Here is a 25,966-nt window from a genome sequence, read left to right on the forward strand (position 1 = left end):
GAGGCAAGAGGATACGAGGGATGCTTCTGCACCTGCCAATCCGACGGTTTTCGAGGATATCGAGGGCGCCCTGCGGCGAGGCCTTGGCAAAGGTACCCATGTTCGCCCTGCCGAGGGATCAGGGTACGTATCACCTTCGACAACAGAAAGGCTGCTTGCAGCCTCCCTCGAGCTAACCAGCATAGTCGCATCTCCAGTGAAAAACGGAATATATGAGTGCAAACGTCTGATCGATGCCGATCTCAGCTCTCTGAGATCGCCGAGACACAGAATATTGCAATGATCTAGTTAAGGAATTATCGTGCACACGCGACAAATATGCTGAAACTCAAGCAATGATATTTGCTATACTTCTTTTTGCTTATATTCCTTGCCTGGAGACTTGGATCTCTGTTGGAAACTTCTAGAGGTAGATCACAATGGTGTCTTGCCTTGGGACGATCGGGCTATGGAATTGGCTTTACGGAAGTCCCAGGCCTCGACATGAACAGATAATAGCTCACCGGCGTCGCTTCCGGATTTGAGAAACTGTAGGTGGATGTCACATCGAAGCGCAGCGCGTCCCCTGGCTCCATGCAATATGTTTCGTTGCCGATCTTAACGACAAGCGAGCCGCTTGGAGAAAAGATGAGTTTACGGGTTGGGACAGGATAGGGAGAAAGCAATCCTGTCGATTGCAATCCAGGCAGAACGTGTCGCACAAGTTCGACATCATCACCTTCCGCAGGGGAGAAAACGGCTTCCCGCTCAAGCCCTGTCGAGGGGTCACGGAAACGGTTCCTCCGATTTGCACGCTGCAACTGAATGGCAGCAGGGGGAGCTTGCTCGCCAAGCAGCGCAGAGAGGCTGATGTTGAGTCCAGTCGCGATGCGAACAAGGATCCCCACCGTCGGCATCTTCTCGCTGCGCTCGATCTTCGAGATCATCGCCCGGCTGACCTGAGATCGCTGAGACAACTGTTCGAGGGTGAGACTCTGTTGGCGACGTAGTTCCCTGAGACGTGTCCCAAGAGTGGACAGTAGTTCGTCAGCGGAGTCGCTGATTTCTTCGCTATCTGCAAACGCTGGGGGATTGTGCATCAGACCAAGCCTGACCTGAGATGACCGGGCGAGAATGACCTAGTGTTGCTGATCGAATGACTGTTCATCTCGAACCTGAAAGGCAATTTTGCAGCCCATTTTACAGAAGAGGGGTGGCTGATATCAAGATATGGCGATCCGCTCGCATCTGCCGCTACTGAGTTGTTCCTAAGCATCATGACCGCGAAGGCTCAAGCGTGGACCTGACTTCAGCACTTGCCCCTCAAGCCTGTGCCCGACCAGTCGTTCAGCCAGATGCGCTGCTTCCAGCAAACGATCGAGATGAAGGCCTGTTTCGATGCCCATTTCGTGAAACATGTAGACCATGTCTTCGGTGCAGACATTGCCGGCCGCGTTCGGAGCAAAAGGGCACCCTCCCAAACCGCCAACGCTGCTTTCAAAGCGGGTAATCCCCTTCTGCAGGGCGACCAGAACGCATACCAGCCCCAATCCGCGGGTGTTATGGATGTGGAAGGCAGGGTCGACATCCGGCATCTTGTCTCTCAGTGCCTGGGCAAGCGCCTGAACATGGCGCGGTGTAGCCATGCCAGTCGTGTCGCAAAAGGTTACTCTCGAAATGCCAAGCTGCTGAACATCGCTTGCCAGTCCGATCACTCGCTCGACCGGAACATCGCCTTCGAACGGGCAGCCGAAAGCAACGGAAATCGAAGCATCGATGCGGATCCCTGCGGCTAGCGCTTGTGCGACAATCCCACGGAGCTCAGAAAGCGACTCCAGAGGTGACCGGTTCAGGTTCCGCGCCCCGTGCGAATCGGTGGCCGAGAGAACAAAGACGAGAACATCAGCCTGGGCTGCGATGGCACGCTCGGCGCCTCGTACATTCGGGACCAGGGCTTTCAACTCCACGCCTGGAGTTCCTCGCAACGCTGCCAACAGCTCGGCTGCGTCCGCAAGCTGGGGAACGCGTGTGGGGGAAACGAAGGACGTGACTTCCAGGCTGGTATGACCTGCGTCTATGAGCGCGCGCGCCAGTGACAGCTTTTCCTCAGTTGAAAGAATACGGGGCTCGATCTGCAGCCCGTCCCGCAACCCGACTTCGGTGATGGACACGCGCTTGGGCAGGTGGGTCACAGCTCAGACCACCCCATTGCTGGAGAGCCGATTGAGATGATCCTCATCGAGCCCCAGGAGGTCGCAATAGACCTCTCGGTTGTGCTCTCCGACATCAGGTCCAGCCCAGCGAACTTGGCGCGAAGAGGCTCCGAACATGGGCACGCTCCCAGGGTGAAGCACCTTGCCCAGCCGTGGGTCATCCACCCACTGCACCATTTTACGGGTGTTGAACTGCAGATCCTCTGCGATGTCGGCAGCCGTATAGACGCGGCTCGATGGAATATCGGCCTCAGCCAAGCGGCTCTCTAGAGATTTCGCATCATGCCGACGGGTCCATGCTGCAATCTCAGCCTCGAGGGCATCAACGTTCCGGCAACGGGCAGGATTGTCACGGTATTGCGGGTCGTCTGCCAGCTCCGGACGCTCCATGACTTTACATAAGATGCGGAACAGCGCATCCGAGTTGGCAGCGATCAGCACCCAGCCGCCGTCCGCCGTGGGGAAGGCATTCGTCGGCGCGGCGGTACTGATGCGGCCTCCTGAGGGCTCACGCACCGTGCCGGTACCGCCATATTCCGGCAGGACGCCCTCCATGATGCTTAGAACTGCCTCTGTCAGCGCGACATCCGCCACTCTGCCATGGGGGGCTCTGGACCAGAGCCCCGCAAGAACTGCGATAACCGCATAAAGACCAGCGATTGAGTCGCCGATGCTGACGCCGACGCGCACGGGAGGAAGATCCGTGGTGCCGGGTGTATGGTTCGACAGATACCGCAGCCCACCGAGTGCTTCGCCTATGGCTCCGAAACACGCCCGGTCAGCCAGCGGGCCAGTGAGGCCGTAACCGGAAACGTGGCATATGACCATGTTCGGGCGAAGCTCCAGCAACCGGTCATCGTCAAATCCGAGACGGCGCAACTGTCCGGGCCGCAGATTCTCGACCAGTGCGTCGGAGCGGGCCACCAACTCCTCAAGGAGAGCACGCCCTTCCTTGGATTTGAGGTTGAGGGTAACGCATTTCTTGTTCCGGCCATGAACCGACCACCAATAGGCATGTCCGTCACGGGCCAGCCCCCACTGGCGAACCGGGTCACCGGAAACCGGAGGCTCAACCTTGATGACTTCGGCGCCCAAGTCAGCCAGGACGCGGGTTGCGAACGGTGCCGCGATGTAGTGGCCAATCTCCAGAACTCTCAGGCCCTCCAGCGGAAGACCTCCGGCAATGGGCTTCGAGGCACTCATTGCAGTTCCACCTTCTCCTCCCCGCTCCAGCCGCTGACCCGCTCGCGTCGCATGAAGCTGTCGATCTCCCCCACGATGCCTTTGCGGAAGAGCATGACGCAGATGATGAAGGCCGCCCCTATGAAGATCGTGACCGGCACTGCTGTGGACGCCATGTAATTCTGGATCGTCAGCACGAGCGCTGCGCCAATGATTGGCCCCAGGAAGGTGCCGACACCTCCCAGAAGCGTCATGAGGATCACTTCACCCGACATCTGCCAGGAAACGTCGGTCAGCGTCGCAATCTGGAAGACAAGGACCTTAAGCGAGCCGGCAAGCCCTGAGAGAGCTGCCGAGATCACGAAGACAGTCAGCTTGTACCGGTTCACCTGATACCCAAGCGAGAGAGCGCGTGTCTCGTTCTCACGGATGGCTGTGAGCGAGGCGCCGAACGGTGAGTGAATGACCCGCCAGATCGCCAGCATGCCGAGCAGGAACACGATGACGACGAAATAATAGAGGGACATGTTGTCGGAGAGAGAGATGACTCCCAGGAAGTTGGGACGAGGCACACGCTGAATCCCATCCTCAGCATGTGTGAAGGGAGCTTGGAAGAAGGCAAAATAAGCCATCTGCGACAATGCGAGAGTCGTCATGGCAAAGTAGAAGCCTTGCCGGCGAATGGCGATAAGGCCCATAAGGAAGCCGGTCACCAGGGCGAAGGCGACACCGATCATGAGCCCCGAACCTGCACCGAACCCCCATTCCTTGAAGGCATGGGCGGTGACATAGGCTGCTCCTCCGAAGAATGTGGCGTGACCGAAAGCCACCATCCCGCCATAGCCTAGAACCAGATTGACGGCCGCTGCAAAGAGGCCGAAGCACAGCAGCTTCATCAGGAAGACGGGATAGAGCAGCAAGGGAGCCACAGCCAGGAGCGCAATTCCGATCGGCAGAAGTGGTACCTTGAACCGACTGCGCTCCGGCAGTGAAAGGGATCGGGCTTTGAAAACCATTTTCGTCACTCCCCTTTGCCGAAGAGGCCGCGTGGACGCAGGAAAAGCACCACGGCCATGATAGCGAATGGCACGAGGTTAGCGGATGGCGGCCAGTAGACTTTGGCCAGGGCTTCCAGCGTGCCCAGCATCAGCCCGCTGACGATGGCGCCGGTGATCGACCCAAGGCCGCCGATGATGACGACCGCGAAGACAACGATGATGAGGTTGGCTCCCATCAAAGGGCTGACTTGGAACACCGGCGCGGCAACGACGCCCGCAAATCCTGCAAGAGCGCCGCCAAAGGCATAGGTGCATGTCAGCAGAAGCGGAACATTGACACCGAAGACCTCAAGCAGACGACTGTTCTCGGTTGCTGCGCGGAGCTTGGCGCCAAGTGAGGTATACTCGATGACCAGCCAGGTCAGCAGGCAGATCAGAAGCGAAATCCCGATGGCAAAAGCTCGGTAGTGCGGCAGGAACATGAAGCCGAGATTGCTCGTGCCGCTGAGGATAGCCGGAACCTGGTAGGGCTGACCAGCCACGCCGAAGAAGAGCTGAAGCGTACCTTCAATGAGTAGCGCAATGCCGAAGGTCAGCAACAGCCCGTAGAGAGCGTCCAGGCCATAGAGCTTCCTCAAGAGTGCGCGTTCCAGCACAGCGGCGAGAAGTGCGACGATTGCTGGGGCCATCAGAAGGCAAGCCCAAAAGCTGAAACCCGCACGTGTCGTCAGAAGAAAGGCTGCAAACGCGCCGACCGTGTAGAAAGCCCCATGCGTGAAATTGACCACCCGGAGCAGGCCGAAGATCACGCCCAGACCGAGGCTGAGAAGGGCGTAGAAGGCACCATTGAATAGGCCGATCACAAGCTGGGAAGCCAGCGCAACGAGAGGAACGCCGAAGATCATCGTCACGGCCTATACTCCGATCAGGCTGGAGACGGTTTCAAGGCGAGCTTCGAGGTGATAAGCAGGAAAGTCGTCCACCACTCTCCCTTCCTCCATAAGGTAGAAATGATCGGCCAGGTGGCGAGCGAAATGGAAGTTCTGCTCGACCAGCAACATCGTCAGGCCATCTTGCTTCAACGCTTTCAGGACGCGGCCGATCTGCTGAACGACCACAGGTGACAATCCCTCGGTCGGTTCATCAAGTACCAGCAATTCAGGCCCTGCCCGCAGGACGCGAGCGATGGAAAGCATCTGCTGCTCGCCGCCCGACAATGTTCCCCCCGCGGCGCGGCGCCGCTCCTTCAGGTTGGGAAAGAGGTCGAAGATCCTCTCCAGGCTCATGCCGCGGTTGCTGATCTTCGGCAGCAGATCGAGGTTTTCCTGAACCGAGAGCGACGCATAGATGCCTCGTTCCTCAGGGACGTAGCCGATCCCCGTATAGGCGATCCGGTGGCGAGGCATGCCGATCAATTCTTTGCCGTTCATCCGGATGGAGCCCGTCGTCCGGGTCAGAAGGCCCACGATCCCGCGTAGGGTCGTGGTCTTTCCCACGCCATTCCTTCCCAGAATGGCGATGGTCTGGCCGCGTGGAACGGCTAGGTTGACGCCATGGAGGATGTGGCTCTCGCCATACCAGCCTTGGAGGTTCTCGATCCACAACAGAGGTTCATACCTCATAGCCGGCTCCTATATAGGCCTCACGCACGGCGGGATTGTCGCGGATTTCTCTGTAGGTGCCTTCCGCCATCACCTCGCCGCGCACCAGAACGGTGACCTTGTCGCAGAGACTCTCGACAACCGACAGGTTGTGCTCGACCATGACCACGGTGCGATCCTTCGCGACGCTACGGATCAGCTCGACGATCATCGGGACGTCTCCTGCGGCCATGCCGGCAATCGGTTCGTCGAGAAGCAACACCTTCGGCTGCATGGCCAGAGTGGTGGCGATCTCGAGAGCACGCTTGCGGCCATAGGAGACTTCGGAGCAAAGTCGCTGCGCCAGAGACGTCAAGCCGACTAGGTCCAGCAGCTGCTCGGCTTCATCGTCGAAGCGGGAAAGCACGCGTGAGGGCAGCCAGAACTGATGGCTCGATCCATAGCGGCGTTGAAGGGCGACACGTACGTTGTCGCGCAGCGTTAGACCTGGGAAGATGGAGGAGATTTGGAACGAGCGGCAAAGCCCACGCAATGCAACCTCGGCAGGCCCCTTCGCCGTAATGTCCTCTCCCTTAAGAAAGATACTGCCCGAACTGGCGGAGTGGAACCGCGTCAGAAGCCCGAAAAGAGTAGTCTTACCGGCGCCGTTTGGACCGATGAGGGCATGAATGTTGCCCTCCTGCACTCTTAGATTGACATTCCTGACGGCATGGAACCCGCCAAAGTTCTTGCTGACCTGCCGGGCTTCTAGAACAATGCTCATTGGGCCGCCGCTCCGTCATATGGAATGAATTTGGTAAAAAGCGGCCGGGTGCTGGCAAGAGCCGGGCGATCCCGCAGGGTTGCAACAAGGGAAGCCAGTTGCGAACGATCAGCGGATTCGAAGGCGCTCCCGAACCGCATCTGCAGATATTCGACAACGATCACTGGAAGGAAGGCTGCGATACCCGGCTGGGCTCCCAACGCCTCGTCGCGTGCGCCGAGGAGGGCTTCCATACGGTCGAGGCTCCGCTGAATGGCCGCTTGCCGCCGGCGGGCAACGAGTGATGAGTCAAAAGCGATTTCGTTCACCGAGCCCGATGTCACCATCCGTCCTGCCATGATAGCGGCAGCGGCATCGATGATGCCGAGGCAGATCCCCCCGATCTGGCGCTCACTGTCATCCTTGAACCACAGGCGGTCCGACTCGCCGGAGCGGCGGGCTGCGAAATCCGCTATGAGGAGCGACTCGGTGATTGCCAGCGGATCGTTCCCGTCGCCGTCATCCACGACGAGAGCCGGCACCCGGCAGGCAGGATTATGATTCAATAGCTCTGGAGGATTTTGCCAGGGATCCAGAATGACGATCTCCAACCCCTCAAGGCGAGCCTCGAGGCACATGACGCATGCAAGACGTGCATAAGGAGATGTCGGGCTGACATAGAGTCTCATGGCAAGTCTCCGCTCTTGGTGGACCTGCTCAGGGGAGCAGGTCCACGCGGTTCGTTTAGAAGCAGGGTGAGACGATCCTGCCGGTCGCGATCACTTCACGAACGGGCAGCCGCTTTCCTTGGCAGTGCGGAACAGGCCATCAGCCGGAATCTTGGCGACGATCTTGTAGAGATCGTTGGGACCCTTCGACTCGGCAGGTGTCTTCACTTCGACCAGCAGCATGTCATAGGTCACCCGGCCATTAGCCTGGATGCGCGGATTCTCCCAGATGCCAGTGGTGATGGGGAGCTCCCGCATCTTTGCCGCCACCTTGTCCGGGTCGTCCGTGCCTGCTGCCTTCACTGCTTCCAGATAGTGAGTGACCGCGCCGTAAGCGCCCATATGGCCCATGGTCGGAGTCTTGCCGCCGTTCCTCGCCATCATTCTCTTGGCCAGCGCGCGCGTCTTGTCGTTCAGGTCCCAATAGGTCGAGACCGACATGCGCATGCCCTTAGAGGCCGCGAGGGTCAGTGCCTCGATGTTGTTCTCGTAGACCATCATCGCAGCGAGCTTGTCGCCGAGGCCGAACTGCCCTGCCTGCTTTACGGTGGTTTCAAGATCGGTGCCGGCATTGGCAAGGCCAATGACATCGGCACCCGAGCCCTGCGCCGTCAGCAGGGCCGAGGCCATGTCGTTCGAGTTCAACGGATGCAAGGTCTGCCCGATCACCTTCCCACCGGAGGCCTGGATCGACTTGGTGGCGTCGGCGATCAGGGTGTGACCGAAAACGTAATCGGCCGCGATCATGTACCAGGTCTTCTTGCCCTCCCCAACGATGCGCGAGGTTACGGCGCGTGACAGCTCCTGAGTGGATGGAGCGAACTGGAACCCGTAAGGCGAGCATTGTGCTTCCGAGAAGTTGGGCGCATAGGCGCCGCTGGCGAGCGTAAACACTTTCGCCTCAGCAGCACGCGCCTGAGCGGCAAGCCCGACCGCACTCGAGCCTCCTAAAGTCATGGCGCGAATGCCATATTCCTGGATGTAACGTTGAGCTTGAGCCGAGCCCACATCAGGCTTGTTCTGGTGATCCGCATGAAGGACCTCGATCGGGCGGCCCAGCACCTTGCCGCCTGCATCCTCCACGGCCATCTGAACGGCCATCAGAGTGCCAGGACCTCCATTCGCCGCAAAGATGCCGGACATATCGTCGAGCACCAGGATCCGCAGCGGTCCCCCCTGTGCGACTGCAGCTAGGGGCATGACAGTCGTCAGAAAGGCGGCACCAAGCAGTGTCTTCCACTTGTTATTCATGTCTTCCTCCCACATGTGCGGCAAGCTGCGGATGTTCTTTCCATTCGGCACCGGAACTGCCTGCCATGTTCCGGCTGATTACTCAGCTACAGCTCTCCGGCCTTCCTGCCGTGGGCCTTCTCGCCTCTATTGCAGGGTGAAGGGGTTGGAGATTCGCGATTTTGGATTGATGAAGACGCTCTTCGCTTCCAGATACTCGTAGATTGCAGCCTTGCCGTTTTCGCGCCCAATCCCAGAGGACTTGAAGCCGCCGAACGGCGCCATGTAACTGACGACGCGATAGGCGTTAACCCAAACTGTGCCGGCGCGCAGTCGGCGCGGGATCGTGATCGCCCGCTCCAGGCTTTGGCTCCAGAGACCTGCCGCGAGCCCATAGGGGGTGTCATTGGCAAGAGCCACGGCCTCATCGTCTGTCCGGAACTTCATGACCGAGAGAACCGGGCCGAACACCTCTTCCCTCGCAATCCGCATTGAATTGTCGACGCCGGTGAAGATGGTGGGCTCGACGAACCAGCCATCCTTGAGTCCGTCTGTGTCCGGCCGCCGTCCGCCGAGCGCGCAAACTGCACCCTCGGAACGGGCGATCTGGATGTATTCAAGAGTCTTTGCCAGTTGCGGCTCGGTTGCGATGGGGCCGACATCGGTCGTATCGCTGCGCGGGTCGCCAAGACGTGCCTGCCTCATCCGCTCCACCAGCTTCTCGACGAAGCTGTCATGGATGTTCTCATGAACGAGGAGGCGCGAGCCTGCCATGCAGGTCTGTCCCGCCGCGGCAAAGATGCCTGAAATGACACCCTTCACCGCCGCTTCGAGATCGGCATCCTCGAAGATGATGTGGGGGGACTTGCCGCCGAGCTCCAGCGACACGCGTTTGAAGCTTTCCGCCGCGGCGCGAGAGACCAGCCGCCCTCCCACATCGGATCCGGTGAAGGCGATGCGGTCCACCAGCGGATGCTCTGCTAGTGCAGCACCCGCCTCATGCCCGAAACCGGTGACCACATTGACCACTCCGGGAGGGAACCCTGCTTCCTCGAAGAGTTCGAGGAAGGCCAGCATCGAGACGGAAGCATGCTCCGAAGGCTTGATAACGACCGTGTTGCCGGCTGCAAGCGCCGGCGCGAGTTTCCAGACTGTCAGGAGCAGGGGCGAGTTCCATGGCGTGATCGCCCCGACCACCCCCACAGGCTCGTAGCGGATGTAGTGAAGCATGTCGCCCTTGTCGATTGGCGTTACGGCGCCTTCGATCTTGTCGGCAAGTCCGCCATAGTACTGGAACCAACGCGGGATGTAGCGCATCTGTCCCAGCATCTCGACTTTGAGCTTGCCGTTGTCGCGGACTTCAAGATCAGCCAAGCGCTCGGCGTTCTGCTCAATCAGATCAGCTAGGCGATACATCAGCCGTCCGCGGTCGCTGGCGATCATCTTCGACCATGGACCCGATGTGAAGGCTGCATGGGCGGCGCGAACAGCCCGGTCGACATCGTCAGCATTGCCTCGGGGCAACCGGGCCCACGGTTTGCCGTTGTAGGGATCCTTGGTTTCGAACCAGGCGCTGGAAGACGACACGCACCATTCGCCGCCGATCAGCATTCGGAATTCCTGAAGCGGCGATGTTCCGACCGTTGAAGCCCCCACGAAATCCTCCCGTTCAGATGCGGCAGTTATCGGTAGAGCATCGAATTTAAGCTCTATGGCCCGCCCGCTCTGTTATTATGTTTAAATCTACCATTGAAGAACAAGCTTGCGCAACAAAAATCTCCTTTGGAAGAAATTTCCACTTTAAGTGGTATATAATATTCTGATTAACCTATGGTGATATCAGGGCAAATTGCTAAGCCTATATAGGGTCTTAGTACATGTGTACGGTAAATATGCAGCCGCCTCATGTTCGGTTAAGCCATGCACGCCACCCTTAGCCCTATCGAGGCGGTGCGGTTGGGCTGATCCCTGCAGTTCACCATCGCGAGAACGCAGACTTAGCCCTCATCAATCAGGGCTGTCCGAGGGAAAATAAGCAACGCTCTCATGCATGGAGAAGAATTGGGGTGGTGGGACAGGCTGCATGCCATCGCCGCCGCTGGGACGAGCGCTCACCTCAAGCTCTTCCCGGCCTGCATGTTGCTACGCAAATCCAGATTGTGATGCACCAGGGAGTAAAGTGCATCGTGGCTCGCAATATCTCATAGGTCAGTAGCTATACACCTAAGCCATGCTGACACTCAGGAGAGAGTAGAGGCCAGTTCCGACGCATTCGACATCTGGTAAACGTATCATAGGTGGTGTGCTGCAAAGCGAGCCATCAAACTGACAAGCTGGGCTTGGTGGCTGGTATCTGTTTTGGCAAAGATGGATTTGAGGTGAAAGCGCACCGTTTGTGTGCCAACCTGGTGTTGTGCTGCTATCTGCTGGGTATCCATCCCCAGGAACAGGCTTGAGGCCACTCGCAGCTCGGCAGGTGTGAGTTGGAACACCTCTCGCAGCAGTTGAGAATTCAGTGAATGGCTCTGGGTCAGATCGCTGATGAGAAGAAGTCCGGATGCTCCCTGGAAAATGTCCGACGCCTGCCGGACGATGGGATAGGATTGCACAAGGAGCGGAAGGTTGTTCTTGCGAGGAAGCAAGATCGACGTCAGTGAAGTAGTTGTACGAGCCAAGGCAGAGCCCTGCATGCCGGCAACGAGTTCTTGCAAGAACCCGTTGGTCTCGTGGTGCGGCGCTCTTAGTCGTGAGGCGACCACATGCAGATGATAACCTAGATAGGTCTCTGCCTGTTTGTTCATACGGATGACGCGGCCTAGGCGGTCGATCAGGATGGCCCCAGACTCGAAACCTGCGAGACTGTCGACAACTCCTTCGGCATAGGCGAGGCGGCTTCTTGAGGCCAAATGCGCCGCTCTCTTCAGGTGCGGAAGATCATGCTCGATTTTGGCAAGCTCATCTTGGGAGAATGGAAGCCTCCCCACCCGCCGCTGAAGTGAAAAACTGATCGCGACGCCACCTGTCTCAGCCAGCTTGCAACCAGCGAACCAGCCGAAACCCTGACGATAAAGAAAGTCGGAATAGAACGGCAGTCGCTCGAGTTCGTCCAGCGTGAACAGGTCGAGGTCTGTCACGATAGGCGGTCTGCCTTGCTCGGGAGCGAGGCCTCGTGCCGCGCGAATATCATGTTTGAACCATTCGTCTTCAATATATCTGGCGCAAAGCTCGTCCAGCCCTTCGGTATTGATCAACCCGCCCGAGCAATCTGGATAGGATACGAGAGCAGCGCCGTCCGCGTCCCATTCGGAACTCGCCAGGTTGAGTGCGCTTCTCCAAAGCTCTGGAATGACGGCGGCTTCATAAAACGCTTCAGTTACAGGCATTTGGATCTTTGTACTGCGCCGTCTAACGTATTCAAATGGAATAGAGTGTAGCACAGCGCATGACAATTGGGGAAACTACGTACCAAGAGTTCGCCGCCTTGCCCGAGAACCAATGGCTTCTAGATCGTAGAGAAAGGATCAAAATTACGCTCCTCCAGGCTTAATTGCATGCGGGGGTGCTACCCATTTGGGTAGAATATCTACCTGCAGTCCCTTGCCAGCCGGGTAGTGAGTAGTTGTCCAGAGTGTGCTTTTCTGCCCCGGTAAGACCGTAATTAAGCCACTAAGCCCGCGAAGCTGGCCGCTTCTATGGCAGAAACGTGGCGCAAGAGACTGCCTAGGGGCATTTGTGTTATATTGTAAGCGCAACGGCGCAAGTCTGCGTCTGGGTGTGGTGCTGTTTCTCCTGACCATATCCGGAACGATCGCTAGATCTCAGGCTCCTGACAGCCAGATCAATCACATTATTCAATCGCCGGCGCCGATGCCTGGTAGCGCGGGTGTATCTCGTTCGGTTCCAGTCGAGACAGACAGGGTGAGATCTGCTGTGCCTGTCCCAAAGAGCCGGGCAGAGGTACAAGGTGAGGGCAGCATCAACGCGGTGATCCGCGCGCTAAGCCCTAGGGAGGCTCCGCCTCCAGTGATCGTGGCTTTGGCATCAGGAACTTTCCTGGTGACGCTTGTCGATCATGTGCGTCACTGGTCGCCGGCGTCATCCATCCGGCTGCAGCCGGACGAAATCCTCCCCATTTCAGTTGAGATCCTCGGGATCCCTGCTCCGCTTGCAGCTGCCTGGTCGCAAGCCCCATTCTACGGGATTGTCGTGGCGCAGTCGCAGATTGCACTGGTCGAGCGATCCTCGAGGCGGGTTGCCGTTGTCATCGACAGAGCAACGGGTGTCGCGTTCGGGCCAGGGACTCGCTTCGTTGTCATCTACGACAAACGGACATCGCGAACCATAGCTCTCGACCTTCATGCCTCGTTCGATCAGGATGTCTATTTTGGCAATAACAGCAGCAAGTTAAGTGATGTTGCGCGAGAGCAGCTTCTCGCCCTTGGTATGGCTCTGCAGTCCCCCTCCCTGGGAAATGCGCGGTTTTTGATTTCTGGCCACACGAACTCGGTCGGAAGCGACCTTGCAAATCGGGAGCTGTCGTTCCGCCGAGCAGTCGCCGTTCGCGACCACCTTATACGAAACTTCGGTTTGGCTCCTGAAAAGATCGATATGTACGGTTTTGGTGCAGACCGTTTGAAGTTTCCTCATGCTCCACGTCATCCGGGTAACCGGCGCGTCGAGATTGCACTCGTGATCGGAGAGGCGCTTTGACCCGTCATCCGCTCTCATTCTTTGCAGTCGGTCTGTCGGTGGTCAGTTTGTCATTCTTCGCCCTGACGTGTGGCGCCTCCTCACAGGATACCCCCGTCCCCACCAGAGATCTGTACCTGCTCACGTCCAAACAGTCTGAGCGGACCGTCATTCTGTTCGAAGACAAGACGCTGAAGCTGACACAGCAATCGAGAGAGCGGCTGAAGGAATACGCTGACTTGATGGCAAGGTCAGCCCGCACGTTGCGGCGGGTGCTCGTCATCGGCACCACGATGCCGACTGGGGATCTCGCTGCAGATCAAGATCTCGCGTTCCGACGTGCGTTGGCAGTGCGGGACGAGTTGGCCCGGCTCAGCGGATTGAGCGAGAGCCTGTTCCTGACCCAGGCAAGCCGATCTATGCCAGGCTGGCGGGCAGCCGGGCAAGTCTTTGTCGAGCTCGATGTGACGACGTCAACCAACACAGGTGCTGCACAAGCTCGGGTAGCGTGGGACACCCACTCCCAGCGGTGGCTGCTGATCTGTCGGGATGGGGCCATACCTCCGGCCCGCCTGTCAGCTCCGGACGACTTCTCTGCTCTGGCAGCCTGCGACGAACCCGGGCGGATCGTCACGAACGCCCGGGCTCCGGTACCGGCTCCGAATGGAGCGGTCGCCCATTGGGATGCAAAGACCTCTCGCTGGGTGATCCGCTGCGCTGATGGAACGCCCCTATCCGGGCAGGAGCAGGATCCAGATGACTTTCAGGCCCTTTCTCGGTGCCGACGCTGATGTCCTGCAGTCGAGCCCTTGTGCCAGCGGAGAATATCATGAACAGAATAGCACGAACTTTGCTGATCCTTGGTTGCCTGTTCGCAGCTGCCAAACCGGTTTATGCCCAAGCACCTAAACTGAACGTCGTCATGATGGGCGAGGACGCCGATTCGTCCAGCGTTCCAAGGACAAACCGGGTCTTTACCCGGGTTCAACAGGAAATCATGGAGCAGATGAATGTTCGTGGTCTGCAAGTCTATGATGAGGTTGCTGTCAGTCTTGCCATAACCGATCCGGGACGGGTGAGACGCCGCGACGCGGAATTGATCGACGTGGCACGGACTGTTTCCCGTCCGCCTCTCGACGTGCTTGTCATCTTCCAGATCTATGCCGCTGCGAACAAGTCACCCGTATCCGACATCATGAAGCTGAACATCCGCGTTTCCGGTCGGATGCTGAATGTCCGCAGCGGGCAATCCCTCGGTTCATTCGAAGTTGTAGGGCAAGATCTTCCGCCGATCCCGCCAGGATGCAACTACGACTGCATCCTCGAGCATGTCGGTAATGAGGCCAAGCCGATTGCTGGTGAAGTCAGCACCGCGCTTTATGATAAGCTGACTTCTTTCATAGGTCCGGCACCTGTCCTCGCGGCCGCACCGGCCCACCTGCCAGCACCAATCCCGCAGGCCGCTCCGGTTGCGGCGGTCCCTGCATCGACCTGCCCAGGCCTACCCAATGCCTATGTATTCAAGCTGGCAAACTTTGCTGCCGCAGAGGTGTCGCAGATCGAAGCCTTCATCGGCGCCTTCAGTTGCTTCGAGACGATTCGTCCGATCCGCCAGTCGGCTTCTACAACTGAGTATTGGTACGAGTCGCGTATCGACCAGCAGCGGCTCGCGCGCAATCTGCAAGGGATGAAAGACGCTATGGGCGTCAATTTTCAAATTCAGTTCTCCGGAAATTCCGTGAGCCTGACAAAAGTTTTGACGCGGTAAGGATTGGCCGATCCGCGCAAAAGGGGGTAACAACAATGTATCTGATCACCAAGAAGACTTCATCGCGGGTTGTGGGGCTTGCCCTGTCCTGTGCCATGGCCATCTCGGCAGTCAGCCCTGCAGCGGCTCAGATGCCGAATTTCGGTTCCGTTCTGGGAGGTGCGGTTGGCGGCGCAGTCGGATCTCGGCATGGCGCAGGCGGAGCAATCGCCGGGGCCATCATCGGCATCGCAGCAGGCGCAATCCTTCAGGGTCTGATCGACGATATCGAGAAGAGGAATGCTAAGGCGGCGGCAAACGCCGCTCTCAAGTCTGGTTCTTCAGGTAACCGCACTTTCAAGAATTCCAAAGGGCAGCAAGTGAAGGTCTCCACCAACGTGAAGGAGACCACGAATTCCCAAGGTCGGAAGTGCCGTCAGGTCACGACCCAGGTCGAACGTGATGGCAAGGCGGAATCCGGTGGCGGCACCGAGACCGTCTGCCAAGTGCAACTCGCAAGCGGCAAGACCGGCTATCCGACGATCGAGTGAACTTGACAGGACAGGGATGCCCGCTATGTGGGCATCCCTGCCATCCCTCTTATCCCTTTAGTAGATTTCCATGACCGAGCGCACAATTGACATCGCACGATTGGCCGGTGCCATTCTGCTGACCCTGACTGCTCTGCCTGCACAGGCGCAGGAAACTGCTGCGGCGCCTCCGATAGAAGCCGAGTTCGAAGCGGCTGCTCTCAGCCTGATGGAACACATCATCAAATCGTGCTTGCCGGAGGCGAAGGATCTGCTGAATGGGGAACGATTGGGATTCGGTCTGCAGGCCTCCGGCACTGAAATCAAAGGTCTTGCACCTGATCAGAGCCACAACCTGATGCTGCAGATCAATGAGTCGTTTAGGAAGCTCAGAAACGCCGAATTGCTCTATACACCGACCTTCACGCTTCAGCGTGATCTCGCGAATATGACCAAGCCGGAAGAGCGTAAACGGCACAGGGACAACGTCGAAAGCAAGACGCATTTACTTGTCACTCCGACGGTGACCGCGGAGGGCGATCAGCGTCGCTTTGCTCTTAGTGCCGATCCGGTTCCCGGTGGGAGGCTTCAGTCTGCATTCAGTTGCGGCGTTGCAAGTGAACGACGTCGCATTCCAGCGGAAGTCATCGGAGAAACGTTCCATTCACCGGCTGAAATCTTTAGACAATTTGCCGGAGCAATTTATGACCGCATTTCGCGCGACCGGAACCGGCTGGAGGTGGTCGCTAGCGATACGAAGCTTGATCCGCTTAGTGAAGAAGCAGTGTCGGTGATCCTTAAAGAGGTCAACGAGCACAAGAGCAAATCCATTGTCATTGGAGCAGATCCAACCCCGATCCAGGTCAGCAAGGGCCGAAATTCGTTACCTGCAGGGGAGCCGAACGAGAACCTTTGGACGGTCGAACTCAAGCTTATCGAGCAGGCACGAGAGGCCAAGCTAGTGGTCATGGCGACACCGAACAACCCCAACGCGCAGGCTCTTGCAAAAGACGGACTGGTTCGGCTCGCCATGCTGCCGGCTCGAACCACTGAGAGCCTTCAAAGTGTCAGCCTCTCGGGGCCAAGTGCCGGAGCCGTCAACGGAATTCTCAAGTCGCAGCAGGCGACGGTTCTGCCTGTCGGCCCATCCCTTCAGCGTTTGTCCGGCCGCATCGATCCCAATGGATCCAAAGCCTTTTCAGTCGTCCTGAACGAGGCTTCCATACTGGAGCTCGACATTGAGCAGATCGAGAAGCGCAAGATCGTGCTGCTCGACATAGGAGGCCGGGAGATCCCACCCGCATTTACAGGAACTAGCCGGCCGAACCTGCGGCGGTATGCGGATCTACAGGGCAGTTACGTGCTACTGATTGCAAATGACGCGAGCACCGAGTCCGGTTTCGTGCTCAGAAGCCGCAGTTCAACGACAATGCTGGAACCCGAGCCGCCGGGTGAACTGACAAGAACTTTCGGTGACTGGGCGGTTGGGATCTCGACGGCACAAGAGCGCAAGGTCTGCTTTGCCTATACAACGGCCACACATGGGTCGACAGTCAGTCGCCTGCAGCGTCCGGTCATCTGGTTCTCGATTGACAGCGACAAGGATTCGCCGCTGATCCACTTCCTGGATGACTCACGCTTCTATGCAAAACCATCATCTGCTCGCGCAGCCGTGATAAGTTCCGGCCAGTCTCAATTTCCGATCAACCTTTCAGAGATGGGAGGAAAGCTCGTTCCAGCCCAGAAAGACGCGGCTGGCCGTACGATCCTGAGCAATGAGAGCATTCGCGGCTTTACACGCGGGCGATCCATGCAGTTGACCGGAATGGACGAGAAAGGCCGAGATGGGCGCGTCATCTACTCGTTGATGGGATACAAGCAGGCAATCACTGCAATGGCGGCGACCTGCGGCCGTCCCGAGCTTGCTGACAAGCTGGTTTGGTAATCGGCAACTAGATTTACCAATAGCGCCCGTTATGGGGGAACTACCATTCTGTATCTGCGAGATTGGCGACGAGATCAGCCAATCATCGCAAATTGCTAAGCGGCCATGGCCGATAATCAGCACACCAGTGAGGCTGTGCAGACGTTCGTCTGCAGTCACGACTGGCTTGCGGAAGGCTTTGATACGGGCTGAACCGCCGCCCGACTTTCATGAAGAGGCTGTAGGATGCTTCTTTGTCAGCGTCGCTCCATGATGATATAGAGACCAGGCACCGGGCGGGCTGCCTCAAGCCGAATAGTGCTTTCCTGTGTCTCAAGGATAGTGAAATCGGCAGACACTTTTTTGATGTACTCAAGAGAATGAGCAAAGCGTCCGGATGGCTGAAGGTTGAAGCCTGGTCCTTCTCCAACCTCGACGCTCAAGGCGAGAATACCTCCTCGGACCAAAGCGCCGGCTGCAGCGCTCAGAAGCGGCTCAAGATCTCCGAAATAGATCAGCGAGTCCGCCGCGAAAATTAGATCGAAGTGTTTTGTCGCTCCTTGGAGATAAGCGACTGCCTCGGACTTGACGAGATCGACGTATTCCTTTCGCTTGGCTGCTTCGGCCAGCATGCCAGAGGAGATGTCAACTCCGATCAGAGCTGATCCGAATGGCATCAGTTCCTTGGCCGCAAGTCCCGTACCGCAGCCCAGATCTAGCATATGCGCGAAGTTCGTCCGATGCCTTGCCAGGAGGTTCGCCATCTGTTGCGGAGCGTTGTACTGAAGGGTATCAAGAAGCTTGCCGTCGAACTGCGGAGCAAAGCAATCGAAGTATTGTTCGATGTATTCATGAGGCGCGGCAACCATGGTTTTCCCAAGAACGGCATCGAGCAGATAGCGCCGCACCGGATCGCTGGGATCCTCGGCGAGCCTTATCCGGCCGAGTTCAGCTGCGGCTTCAAGATGGCCACACGCACTGAGGACAGAGAAGGCATCCCTCGTGATAATCTCGAGATCCTCTCGATCGTCGCCTGCGATCTGCTCATATTCTCGAAGAGCCTCTTGAACACGACCCTCGATCATAGCCTGGAACGTCAGGGCTCGTGCCCGCTTCTGCCGGGTTAGAAGATCGAGCGGCAATGTTAGTCGGGCGGCTTCGTCGAATGACCTCACGCTCCCTGTAAAATCTGATGCGATAAAGAACAGGTGTCCGAGAGCGTAGTGGGCAAGGCCATTGACGGGATCAAGTTCAACGGAAATTTTTACCGAACTTAGGGCTTCCTCGTACTTTTTCTTCCTGAACAGCAAGAGTCCAAGCCCAAGATGCGCAGCGGCGGATTCCGGGTTGAGGACGATCGTACGACGGTAGGCATCCTCGGATGTCTCGATGTCGTCCAACCTGTCCGCGAGACTGGCGAGAGTCTGCCATGAGTGAGGGTTACAGGAGTCAATCTCCAAGGATCTCCGTATCGCCAGCAATGCTTGCTCGTCACGATCCAAGGCGCTGTGGACGTTCGCCAGATCGCGCCAGAGGTCAGGGTCGTCGGGAGTGAGGGAGAGCGCGGCTGCAAAGGTTCGAGCTGCTGTCTCGAAACGTCCATTCTCCCAGTGAATGAGACCAAGGCGCCGTAAGGCAGGTGCTGGATGACCCAATTGGTGAACGATACGACCGAAGTCCGGCAGATTGGCTTCCAGGCTCGCTACAAGCGCCATCGTGGTACCGACATCAGGAAGTTGAATGCTTGTCATGCTGAGAACCCTTTTCGCTGCCCGAGGTCGAACCACCTGGGATAGGAATACCAGCATTGGCTTTTCTGAGCCTTGCCAGTGAGTGCTGTTGTGCGACTCATATTGAAACTGAGTTCATCTCGGGGATGGAGACAAGCAGAAGCCGAAGGTGAAGCTCAAGGGGTGTAGATGGATGGAGCCTGATCCTCACGTCGGCGAGCTGCTCTTCGGCAGGCCGGTACAGCAAGCATCTCCATTATCGTGAGTAGGCAGAGAGTGGGTGCCCTGCCGGGTTGCGAGCCGCCTCGGACAAAGATTGTGCTGGGACGCGACGCATTCCTATCTGTGTGACGGTCTGAACAGCATAGGAATTTCCAGCTAGCGCTCGGTCAATGCGAGTTTTGCGCCTAGCGCTACAAAGGCTGCGGCGAAACCCCTACGCATCCAGGTGAGGATAGAGGGCCTGGAGGTGATGTGGCTTCGGACTGAGGCGGCAAAAACACCATAAACGACGAATACAGCATATGTCACAGCCATAAAAACTAGGGACAACACGACCATCGAGCCTAAGGGGTTAGCGTCTTCAGCAGTGATGAACTGAGGCAGGAAGGCGAAGAAAAATATGGAAAGCTTCGGATTCAGAACATTGACGAGTATAGCGGAGGCAATGACCTGGCCGTTGGAGCGCGGAGAATCGTCTGGATCGATCCGCAGAGTCCCATGCTCTTTCAGCGTCATCCAAGCCATATAGAGCAGATAGGCGACGCCTGCATACTTGATGATCTGAAAGGCAATTGCACTTGCGTGCAGGATAGCTGCCAAGCCAGTAATGGCTGCAAGCATGTGAGGGACAATACCAAGGGTACAGCCAAGCGCTGCTACGACAGCAGCCCGCGCGCCTCTTGACAGGCCTGCGGCCAGAGTCACGACGACTCCTGTGCCGGGAGAAGCCGCGATGATCAGCGACGTGATCAGAAATTCGATGCTCAAGGGACTCTCCAACTCTCAAATATAGGTGCCTGCTAGTCTCGAAACTCGAATGCCAGGGAGGGCAGAAGCAGGAAATCAGTTCCCGCAATGGCGGGCCTGATAGCGGCGATCACATTCGAGGATCTGGACACCAGTCTGCGGCTGCCCCCTCTGCAGTCGGTTCTAACGGCAGAAGCGTCTGCAACTTTATTAAGTCTGGGGTGCGGAACTGCGGCCTGTATTCCAATCCTGTTCCTATGATGGATGGGAGTTTAAGACAGCCTGGGTGCCTCGTCTTGAATGAAATTGCAGTGTCGAACGGAAGGATTACCGGGCAGCTTCAAGATAGGCGCGGGGTGAGATCCCATAGGTCCTGACAAAGGTTCTGGTCATATGACTTTGATCGGCAAACCCGCTCGCGATCGATGCCTCGGCGAGGGGAACGCCCTCAACAATCAAGCGTCGTGCGAGCTGGAGACGACGCTGGACCAGATAGGCATGGGGCGTCAGTCCTGTTGCCCTTGAGAAACTCCGGAGGAGCTGAAAGCGGCTTAATCCGCATGCCTCGGCCAGTTCAGCCAGGGTCAAGGATGCTGCAGGATCATCATCGATTCGGTTGCGTGCATAAGCTATGCTTTGAGGGATACCTCCCCACATATCGGATGCGCAGCCCAGATTCATGGTGGCTGCAAGCAGCAGCAACAGCTGTTCCTCCTCGCGAGTACCGTTTCTCGGAGTACAGGAGGTAGTCAGGATATCGAACAACTCTCTGAAGCGGTTGGCTAAGTTTTTGTCGGTTAGCACTGGTGCGGAGAATTCGGCCAGGGTAGTCTTTCCCTCCGTGGCGTCTTCAATAGTTTCTGCCACAAGCGCCGGATCCAGATAGATCATCCGCCACGCCCGTGCGGCATCTCCGATCGGGCTGCCGTCGTGAACCTCCCCGGGATTGACAGTAATCGTATCGCCGGGACCTGCTTCCACCATGCCATGATTGCTGTGCGATCTGTGAGCTCCGCGTTCGATGACACCAATTCCAAACTGGTCATGAGTATGCCGCGGAAAGGCATGCCGCGTCTCCGCTAAGACGGCGACAATGCCGGTTACGCTGGTTCTGGCTGTTATAAACTCGCGGCGTGGAGCTCGACATGTTGCAGGCATAGGCGATCTCTGGAGGATCCCATGAGGATGACGGCCTCATTGATACGCCTGAGGAGGTCTGCCGTGAACTCCTGAATCAAGTCTGCGACATCGGCCGGTCGTCCGAGCAGGCGACGGGCAACTTTCAGAACAAGCCGGATAACCGCGTAAGAGCCGCTGAAGAGCCAGCGTCCAAGCCATGTGGAGGGCGGGAATTCCTGATCCCGCGAGGTGGAGACCTCGCTGCAACCTGCCATGACCTAAAGTAATGCAAGGTCCGATTTCAGCGCTCGGTAGACCGCTGGGTGCTCATACAGGCGGTTGGCCAGGGGCCTCTCCCCGGAACTGCAGTTGTTCCATGGTGTGGCTCTTCCTCTGCTGGCTTGACTTTCCAAAACGTTTTGGGAGACTATTTCCAATCTGCGGAGTGCCTGCCGCCCTTGTCGAACCTGAAGCACCTTGCGCAATCGCTTGGCTTGTCGATCACCACGGTGTCGCGGGCTCTCGACGGCTATTCCGATGTGGCGCCGGCAACCCGCGAGCGCGTTCGGGCGGCTGCCCGGGCGCTCAACTACCGGCCGAACTCTGCCGCTCGCAGTCTGCGCCGGCGCAGGGCCGAAACGGTGGCGGTGACGCTCCCGTTGGAGCCGGGAAGGTTCGGTCCTCCCTTGTTCTTGAATATGCTGGCGGCCTGTGGCCAGAGGCTTGCCGAGGAGGGCCTCGACCTCATGCTGCTCCCGGCCACGAGCCGAGGCGGTGAGATGGAGACCTACCGTCGCTTGGTCGACGGCGGCCGGACCGATGCGGTGATTGTGGTGCGGACCCGGCTTGAGGACGAGCGGGTGGCTTTCCTGAAAGAGCGTGGCATTCCCTTCATCACCCATGGCCGGACCGCCCGCCCGGAGGAGCATGCCTTCATCGATGGCGATGGCGAGGCGGGTTTCCATGCGGCTGCTCGCCTGCTCCTGGCCTCGGGGCATCGGCGGATCGCTCATATTGCAGCTCCCCAGGAGCTGACCTTCGCTCATCTGCGCCGGGAGGGATGGCGAAAGGCCCTTGAAGAGGCAGGCTGCGTGGCAATGCTTGAGTACACGGCGCGGCCGGATGAAGCTGGGGGCTATGAGGGGGCACGATGGCTCCTGCAGCAAAGTTCCCCTCCCACAGCCCTTCTATGTGCCACGGACAGCATGGCGATCGGCGCCTTGAGAGCTCTCAAGGAGGAAGGGCTCGTGGCTGGACGTGATATAGCCTTGATCGGCCACGATAACCTGCCCGCTGCAGCGTTCACGGATCCGCCGCTCTCGACCATGGAAATAGCCGCTCCCGATGTGGGCCGACAGCTTGCGGAGATGCTGATTGCGCTCTTGGGCGGGCGCGACAGCCGTGAATTGCAGACCATTCTGCCTGTTCGGCAGGTGCCGAGGACCACTCATGGACCTGTGAACTGAGGCCAATGCGCTCGATCTCCCGGCCCCGGGTCGAGACGCACCAAGAAGGGACCGATGGAGGAAGGAAATGACGCATCCGGTACCGCTTCGCGCCATCGCCGCCACTGCTGCCCTTTTCGGAGGGCTGAGCGTGGCACAGGCACAGGAAACCATCTTCTACTCGACGCAGCTTCGCCCAATCGAGGAGGCCACGAAAGTTCGTGAGGTCCTGCTGAAGGGCCTGCCCGGCAAAACCACCTATGTCGTGGATGAGCCTCCCGCCTTCGCCGTTCGAATGAAGGCGGAGACACAGGCCGGCAAACGCACAGCAAGTGTCGTCGGCGCGTTGCACGGCGAGCTGCAGCCCCATGTTTCAGCCGATCTCCAGCCCGTCGACGATGTCGCTGCGAAGCTGAAGGATCGAGTCATTCCGGCGAACCTGATGGAACTCGGCAAGCTCGGGACGAACCAGCAGCAGTACATCCCGTGGATGCAGGCCACCTATGTGATGGTCGCCAACAAGCAGGCGCTGCAATATCTGCCCGCAGGCGCGGATGTGAACAGCCTCACCTATGCGCAGCTGCAGCAATGGGGCAAGAACATCGTCGACAAGACCGGCCAGCGCCGCCTCGGCTTCCCAGCGGGTCCGACCGGTCTGCTGCCGCGCTTCTTCCAAGGTTACTTCTACCCATCCTTTACGGGTGGTGTGGTGACAACCTTCAAATCGGCGGACGCGGAAGCCGGCTGGAATACCCTTAAGGAGTTATGGGCGGTCTCGAACCCCAATTCCACCAACTACAACTTCATGCAGGAGCCCCTACTGGCCGGGGAGGTGTGGATCGCCTGGGATCATATCGCCCGTGTCAAGGAGGCGCTCACGCTGCAGCCCGATCAGTTCGTCGCCTTCCCGGCGCCGGCCGGTCCGAAAGGGCGCGGCTACATGCCGGTCATTGCAGGTCTTGCGATCCCAAAGGATGCTCCGAACCGCACCGGCGGCGTGGCGGTGATCGAGCACATGACCAAGCCCGAGACGCAGCTTGCCACTGCCGCCGAGGTCGGATTCTTCCCGGTCGTAAAGGCAGATCTGCCGCCGAACCTCGCTCCCGGCATCAAGCTCCTCGCCGGAGCGGTGGCCGCAACGCAGAATGCGAGGGATGCTCTCGTCTCGCTCCTGCCCGTAGGTCTCGGCGCAAAGGGCGGCGAGTTCAATAAGGTCTACACGGACACCTTCCAGCGCATCGTCCTGCGCAACGAGCCGGTCCGGGATGTGCTCGAGGCTCAGGCGAAGGTTCTCGATGCGCTCATGAAGGATACAGGCGCGCCGTGCTGGGCTCCGGACAAGCCAAGCCAGGGTGCCTGTGCCGTTCAATAATCCTGCCAGAACCCGGCGGAGAGTGCTCCGTCGGGTTCTCCCACGACGGGAGCGGCTGTCATGCCTGCGCGCACATCCTGGATCCCTTACGCACTGATTGCGCCCTCGGTGATTTTCCTGGGTGCGCTCTTTCTCGTGCCGCTCGTTCAGACCATCTGGCTGTCGTTCTCCGTAGGCGACGGTTTCTCGATGGAGAACTACCAGCGCATGGCAGGCGATCTGAACTTCTCGCTTGCCGTCCGGAACACCTTCCTGCTCACCCTCGTGGTGGTGCCTCTCCAGGTGGTGCTGGCGCTCGCCATGGCCACCATGGTGACGAAGCTCGACAAAGGCCGTGATCTGGTGCTGTGGGTGCTCACCATTCCACTCGGCATCTCGGATCTCGCAGCGGGTCTTGCTTGGCTCGCCTTGCTCCAGAACACGGGTTATCTCAATTCCGCTCTTTATGCGCTCGGGCTGATTCAAGGCCCGATGGGCTGGTTGTCCCAGGAGACGCCCTGGGCCTTGTTCTTCGCCATTGTACTTGCCGAACTCTGGCGCGCCACCGCGATCGTGCTGGTGATCCTGATTGCAGGATTGCAGCTGATCCCGAAGGAATTCTCGGAGGCTGCCGAAATTTTCGGCGCCAAGCCGTGGACGCGGTTCACCAAGATCACCCTGCCGCTCCTGAAGCCCAGCCTGCAATCGGCGCTGATCCTTCGTACGGTCCTTGCCTTCGAGGTCTTCGCCGTCGTCTATGCGCTGGGCGGGCGCAACTTTCCGGTTCTCGCCGGCGAGGCGTACGTCTGGCAAAACGACAACCAGAATTATGGCGCCGCCGCGGCCTATGCGGTTCTCATCATGGCAATCTCGCTGGCTGCGACAGCCGTTTACCTTCGTATCCTGAGAACCCGTCCGGAGCAGCTCCCATGACAGCTCAAGCTGCTGAAATCCCGCAGACTCGACATCGGAGCATGTCTCTTCCCTCCGCCCGACGCCTGCTGCTCTGGACAGGTCTTGCCGTGCTCCTTGCTTGGGTTCTGGTGCCGATCTATCTCGTTGCGCTCGGCGCATTCGGTGGTCGGCTCGGCGTGTTCCGCTGGCCAAAATCCATCTGGCCGACGGACCTCTCCCTTGCAGCCATGACCCAGTTTCTTGCAATCGAGGGCGTCTTCAATGCCCTTGTCAACTCGCTCATCGCCGCCGGGCTGACGGTAGTGTTTTCCATTCTGCTCGGCGCTCCCGCCGGATATGCGCTCGCACGCTACGATTTCCGTGGGCAGAACGCTTTTCGGCTTCTTGTCCTCCTGACCCGCGCCTTTCCGCTTGCCATCTTGGCGCTGCCGCTCACGGTCTCGTTCATTCGGCTTGGGCTCTATGATACTCCCTTCGGCGTGTCGCTGATCCATACGGTTTTGGCTCTGCCCTTTGCGGCACTTGTCACGCAAAGCCTTTTCATGGGCATCCCGCGCGAATACGAAGAGGCCGCCTGGGTGTTCGGGTGCACGAGGTTCCAAGCTTTCATCAGGGTGGTTCTGCCGCTGGCGCTGCCGGGTCTTGCGGCGACCGCCATCTTCGCCTTCGTGATCTCCTGGAATGAGGTTTTCGCCGCGTCGATCCTCACCGTACGCGAACGCACGCTAACCGCCTACCTGCTTCGAATCCTCGCCGAGAGTCCGCTGCATTACCGGTTCGCAGGCGGCTTCATTCTCATCATTCCCTCTGTGCTCTTCATCTTCGCGGTGAGACGCTACCTCTTCGCGGTGTGGGGCATTGCCAGTAAGTAACG

Annotated in this window: 24 protein-coding genes; 9 read left to right on the forward strand and 15 right to left on the reverse strand. The window is 58.4% G+C overall.

The features are described 5' to 3' along the window. Positions 1 to 446: 446 nt before the first annotated feature. The 11 genes from GR303_RS13720 to GR303_RS13770 all read right to left on the reverse strand — a co-directional run bounded on the left by GR303_RS13720 (position 447) and on the right by GR303_RS13770 (position 12,056). The gene (locus tag GR303_RS13720) at positions 447 to 1,079 is read right to left on the reverse strand and encodes a helix-turn-helix domain-containing protein (RefSeq protein WP_161722810.1); all 633 of its coding nucleotides are present in this window, start codon (positions 1,077 to 1,079) and stop codon (positions 447 to 449) included. Positions 1,080 to 1,247: 168 nt separating this feature from the next. After that, positions 1,248 to 2,171 (reverse strand): hydroxymethylglutaryl-CoA lyase, encoded by a 924-nt coding sequence (locus tag GR303_RS13725; RefSeq protein WP_161722811.1) that lies wholly within the window; start codon positions 2,169 to 2,171, stop codon positions 1,248 to 1,250. 3 nt (positions 2,172 to 2,174) lie between these two features. Then, positions 2,175 to 3,395: a CaiB/BaiF CoA transferase family protein gene (locus GR303_RS13730; protein ID WP_161722812.1), complete on the reverse strand. Its 1,221-nt coding sequence runs from the start codon at positions 3,393 to 3,395 to the stop codon at positions 2,175 to 2,177. Continuing rightward, positions 3,392 to 4,390, reverse strand: coding sequence for a branched-chain amino acid ABC transporter permease (locus GR303_RS13735; RefSeq protein ID WP_161722813.1), 999 nt, complete (start codon positions 4,388 to 4,390; stop codon positions 3,392 to 3,394). Before GR303_RS13735 ends, GR303_RS13730 begins: the two co-directional genes overlap by 4 nt. 5 nt (positions 4,391 to 4,395) lie before the next feature. Next, the gene (locus GR303_RS13740; RefSeq protein WP_161722814.1) at positions 4,396 to 5,283 is read right to left on the reverse strand and encodes an ABC transporter permease subunit; all 888 of its coding nucleotides are present in this window, start codon (positions 5,281 to 5,283) and stop codon (positions 4,396 to 4,398) included. A gap of 3 nt (positions 5,284 to 5,286) precedes the next feature. Further along, positions 5,287 to 5,994: an ABC transporter ATP-binding protein gene (locus GR303_RS13745; protein ID WP_161722815.1), complete on the reverse strand. Its 708-nt coding sequence runs from the start codon at positions 5,992 to 5,994 to the stop codon at positions 5,287 to 5,289. Beyond that, positions 5,984 to 6,736: an ABC transporter ATP-binding protein gene (locus GR303_RS13750; protein ID WP_161722816.1), complete on the reverse strand. Its 753-nt coding sequence runs from the start codon at positions 6,734 to 6,736 to the stop codon at positions 5,984 to 5,986. Before GR303_RS13750 ends, GR303_RS13745 begins: the two co-directional genes overlap by 11 nt. Then, entirely contained in the window at positions 6,733 to 7,404 is a 672-nt protein-coding gene (locus tag GR303_RS13755) for a glutathione S-transferase family protein (RefSeq protein WP_161722817.1), read from the reverse strand. The genes GR303_RS13750 and GR303_RS13755 overlap by 4 nt, the downstream gene beginning before the upstream one ends. Positions 7,405 to 7,494: 90 nt before the next feature. After that, positions 7,495 to 8,745 carry an ABC transporter substrate-binding protein gene (locus GR303_RS13760; protein WP_343038427.1) on the reverse strand — a complete coding sequence of 417 codons (1,251 nt, stop codon included), beginning with the start codon at positions 8,743 to 8,745 and terminating at the stop codon, positions 7,495 to 7,497. A 75-nt stretch (positions 8,746 to 8,820) separates the two neighbouring features. After that, a complete protein-coding gene (locus tag GR303_RS13765; protein WP_161722818.1) occupies positions 8,821 to 10,284 on the reverse strand; it encodes an aldehyde dehydrogenase in 1,464 nt (487 codons plus the stop codon). Positions 10,285 to 10,964: 680 nt separating this feature from the next. Beyond that, positions 10,965 to 12,056: a helix-turn-helix transcriptional regulator gene (locus GR303_RS13770; RefSeq protein ID WP_161722819.1), complete on the reverse strand. Its 1,092-nt coding sequence runs from the start codon at positions 12,054 to 12,056 to the stop codon at positions 10,965 to 10,967. Between the two features lie 673 nt (positions 12,057 to 12,729). On the opposite strand from GR303_RS13770, the gene GR303_RS13775 reads away from it, so the two are divergent. The 5 genes from GR303_RS13775 to GR303_RS13795 all read left to right on the forward strand — a co-directional run bounded on the left by GR303_RS13775 (position 12,730) and on the right by GR303_RS13795 (position 17,584). Further along, positions 12,730 to 13,383 (forward strand): OmpA family protein, encoded by a 654-nt coding sequence (locus tag GR303_RS13775; RefSeq protein WP_161722820.1) that lies wholly within the window; start codon positions 12,730 to 12,732, stop codon positions 13,381 to 13,383. Beyond that, a complete protein-coding gene (locus tag GR303_RS13780; protein WP_161722821.1) occupies positions 13,380 to 14,153 on the forward strand; it encodes an OmpA family protein in 774 nt (257 codons plus the stop codon). The genes GR303_RS13775 and GR303_RS13780 overlap by 4 nt, the downstream gene beginning before the upstream one ends. Before the next feature lie 38 nt (positions 14,154 to 14,191). Beyond that, a complete protein-coding gene (locus GR303_RS13785; protein ID WP_246205513.1) occupies positions 14,192 to 15,130 on the forward strand; it encodes a hypothetical protein in 939 nt (312 codons plus the stop codon). A gap of 35 nt (positions 15,131 to 15,165) precedes the next feature. After that, on the forward strand, positions 15,166 to 15,660 hold the full coding sequence (locus tag GR303_RS13790; RefSeq protein ID WP_161722822.1) for a hypothetical protein: 495 nt from the start codon (positions 15,166 to 15,168) through the stop codon (positions 15,658 to 15,660). Positions 15,661 to 15,730: 70 nt separating this feature from the next. Beyond that, positions 15,731 to 17,584: a hypothetical protein gene (locus tag GR303_RS13795; protein ID WP_161722823.1), complete on the forward strand. Its 1,854-nt coding sequence runs from the start codon at positions 15,731 to 15,733 to the stop codon at positions 17,582 to 17,584. Between the two features lie 236 nt (positions 17,585 to 17,820). On the opposite strand, the gene GR303_RS13800 is transcribed toward GR303_RS13795, so the two are convergent. The 4 genes from GR303_RS13800 to GR303_RS25470 all read right to left on the reverse strand — a co-directional run bounded on the left by GR303_RS13800 (position 17,821) and on the right by GR303_RS25470 (position 21,656). Next, positions 17,821 to 19,314: a tetratricopeptide repeat protein gene (locus tag GR303_RS13800; protein WP_161722824.1), complete on the reverse strand. Its 1,494-nt coding sequence runs from the start codon at positions 19,312 to 19,314 to the stop codon at positions 17,821 to 17,823. Between the two features lie 357 nt (positions 19,315 to 19,671). After that, complete coding sequence (locus GR303_RS13805) at positions 19,672 to 20,283, reverse strand: LysE family translocator (RefSeq protein WP_161722825.1); 612 nt, start codon at positions 20,281 to 20,283, stop codon at positions 19,672 to 19,674. A 306-nt stretch (positions 20,284 to 20,589) separates the two neighbouring features. Continuing rightward, positions 20,590 to 21,420, reverse strand: a complete 831-nt coding sequence (locus GR303_RS13810) for an AraC family transcriptional regulator (protein WP_161722826.1) — start codon at positions 21,418 to 21,420, stop codon at positions 20,590 to 20,592. Further along, a complete protein-coding gene (locus GR303_RS25470) occupies positions 21,381 to 21,656 on the reverse strand; it encodes a sigma factor (protein WP_161722827.1) in 276 nt (91 codons plus the stop codon). The genes GR303_RS13810 and GR303_RS25470 overlap by 40 nt, the downstream gene beginning before the upstream one ends. A gap of 183 nt (positions 21,657 to 21,839) precedes the next feature. Between GR303_RS25470 and GR303_RS13820 the strand changes: the two genes are divergently transcribed. From GR303_RS13820 to GR303_RS13835, 4 genes are all read left to right on the forward strand, one after another. Further along, positions 21,840 to 22,847 carry a substrate-binding domain-containing protein gene (locus tag GR303_RS13820; RefSeq protein WP_161722828.1) on the forward strand — a complete coding sequence of 336 codons (1,008 nt, stop codon included), beginning with the start codon at positions 21,840 to 21,842 and terminating at the stop codon, positions 22,845 to 22,847. Between the two features lie 67 nt (positions 22,848 to 22,914). Beyond that, positions 22,915 to 24,198 carry an extracellular solute-binding protein gene (locus tag GR303_RS13825; RefSeq protein ID WP_161722829.1) on the forward strand — a complete coding sequence of 428 codons (1,284 nt, stop codon included), beginning with the start codon at positions 22,915 to 22,917 and terminating at the stop codon, positions 24,196 to 24,198. A gap of 60 nt (positions 24,199 to 24,258) precedes the next feature. Beyond that, positions 24,259 to 25,110, forward strand: a complete 852-nt coding sequence (locus tag GR303_RS13830; protein WP_161722830.1) for a carbohydrate ABC transporter permease — start codon at positions 24,259 to 24,261, stop codon at positions 25,108 to 25,110. Then, positions 25,107 to 25,964, forward strand: a complete 858-nt coding sequence (locus tag GR303_RS13835) for a carbohydrate ABC transporter permease (protein WP_201752046.1) — start codon at positions 25,107 to 25,109, stop codon at positions 25,962 to 25,964. Before GR303_RS13830 ends, GR303_RS13835 begins: the two co-directional genes overlap by 4 nt. Positions 25,965 to 25,966 lie beyond the last annotated feature (2 nt).

The sequence above is a fragment of the Microvirga arsenatis genome (assembly GCF_009910705.1).
Taxonomy (GTDB): Bacteria; Pseudomonadota; Alphaproteobacteria; order Rhizobiales; family Beijerinckiaceae; genus Microvirga; species Microvirga arsenatis.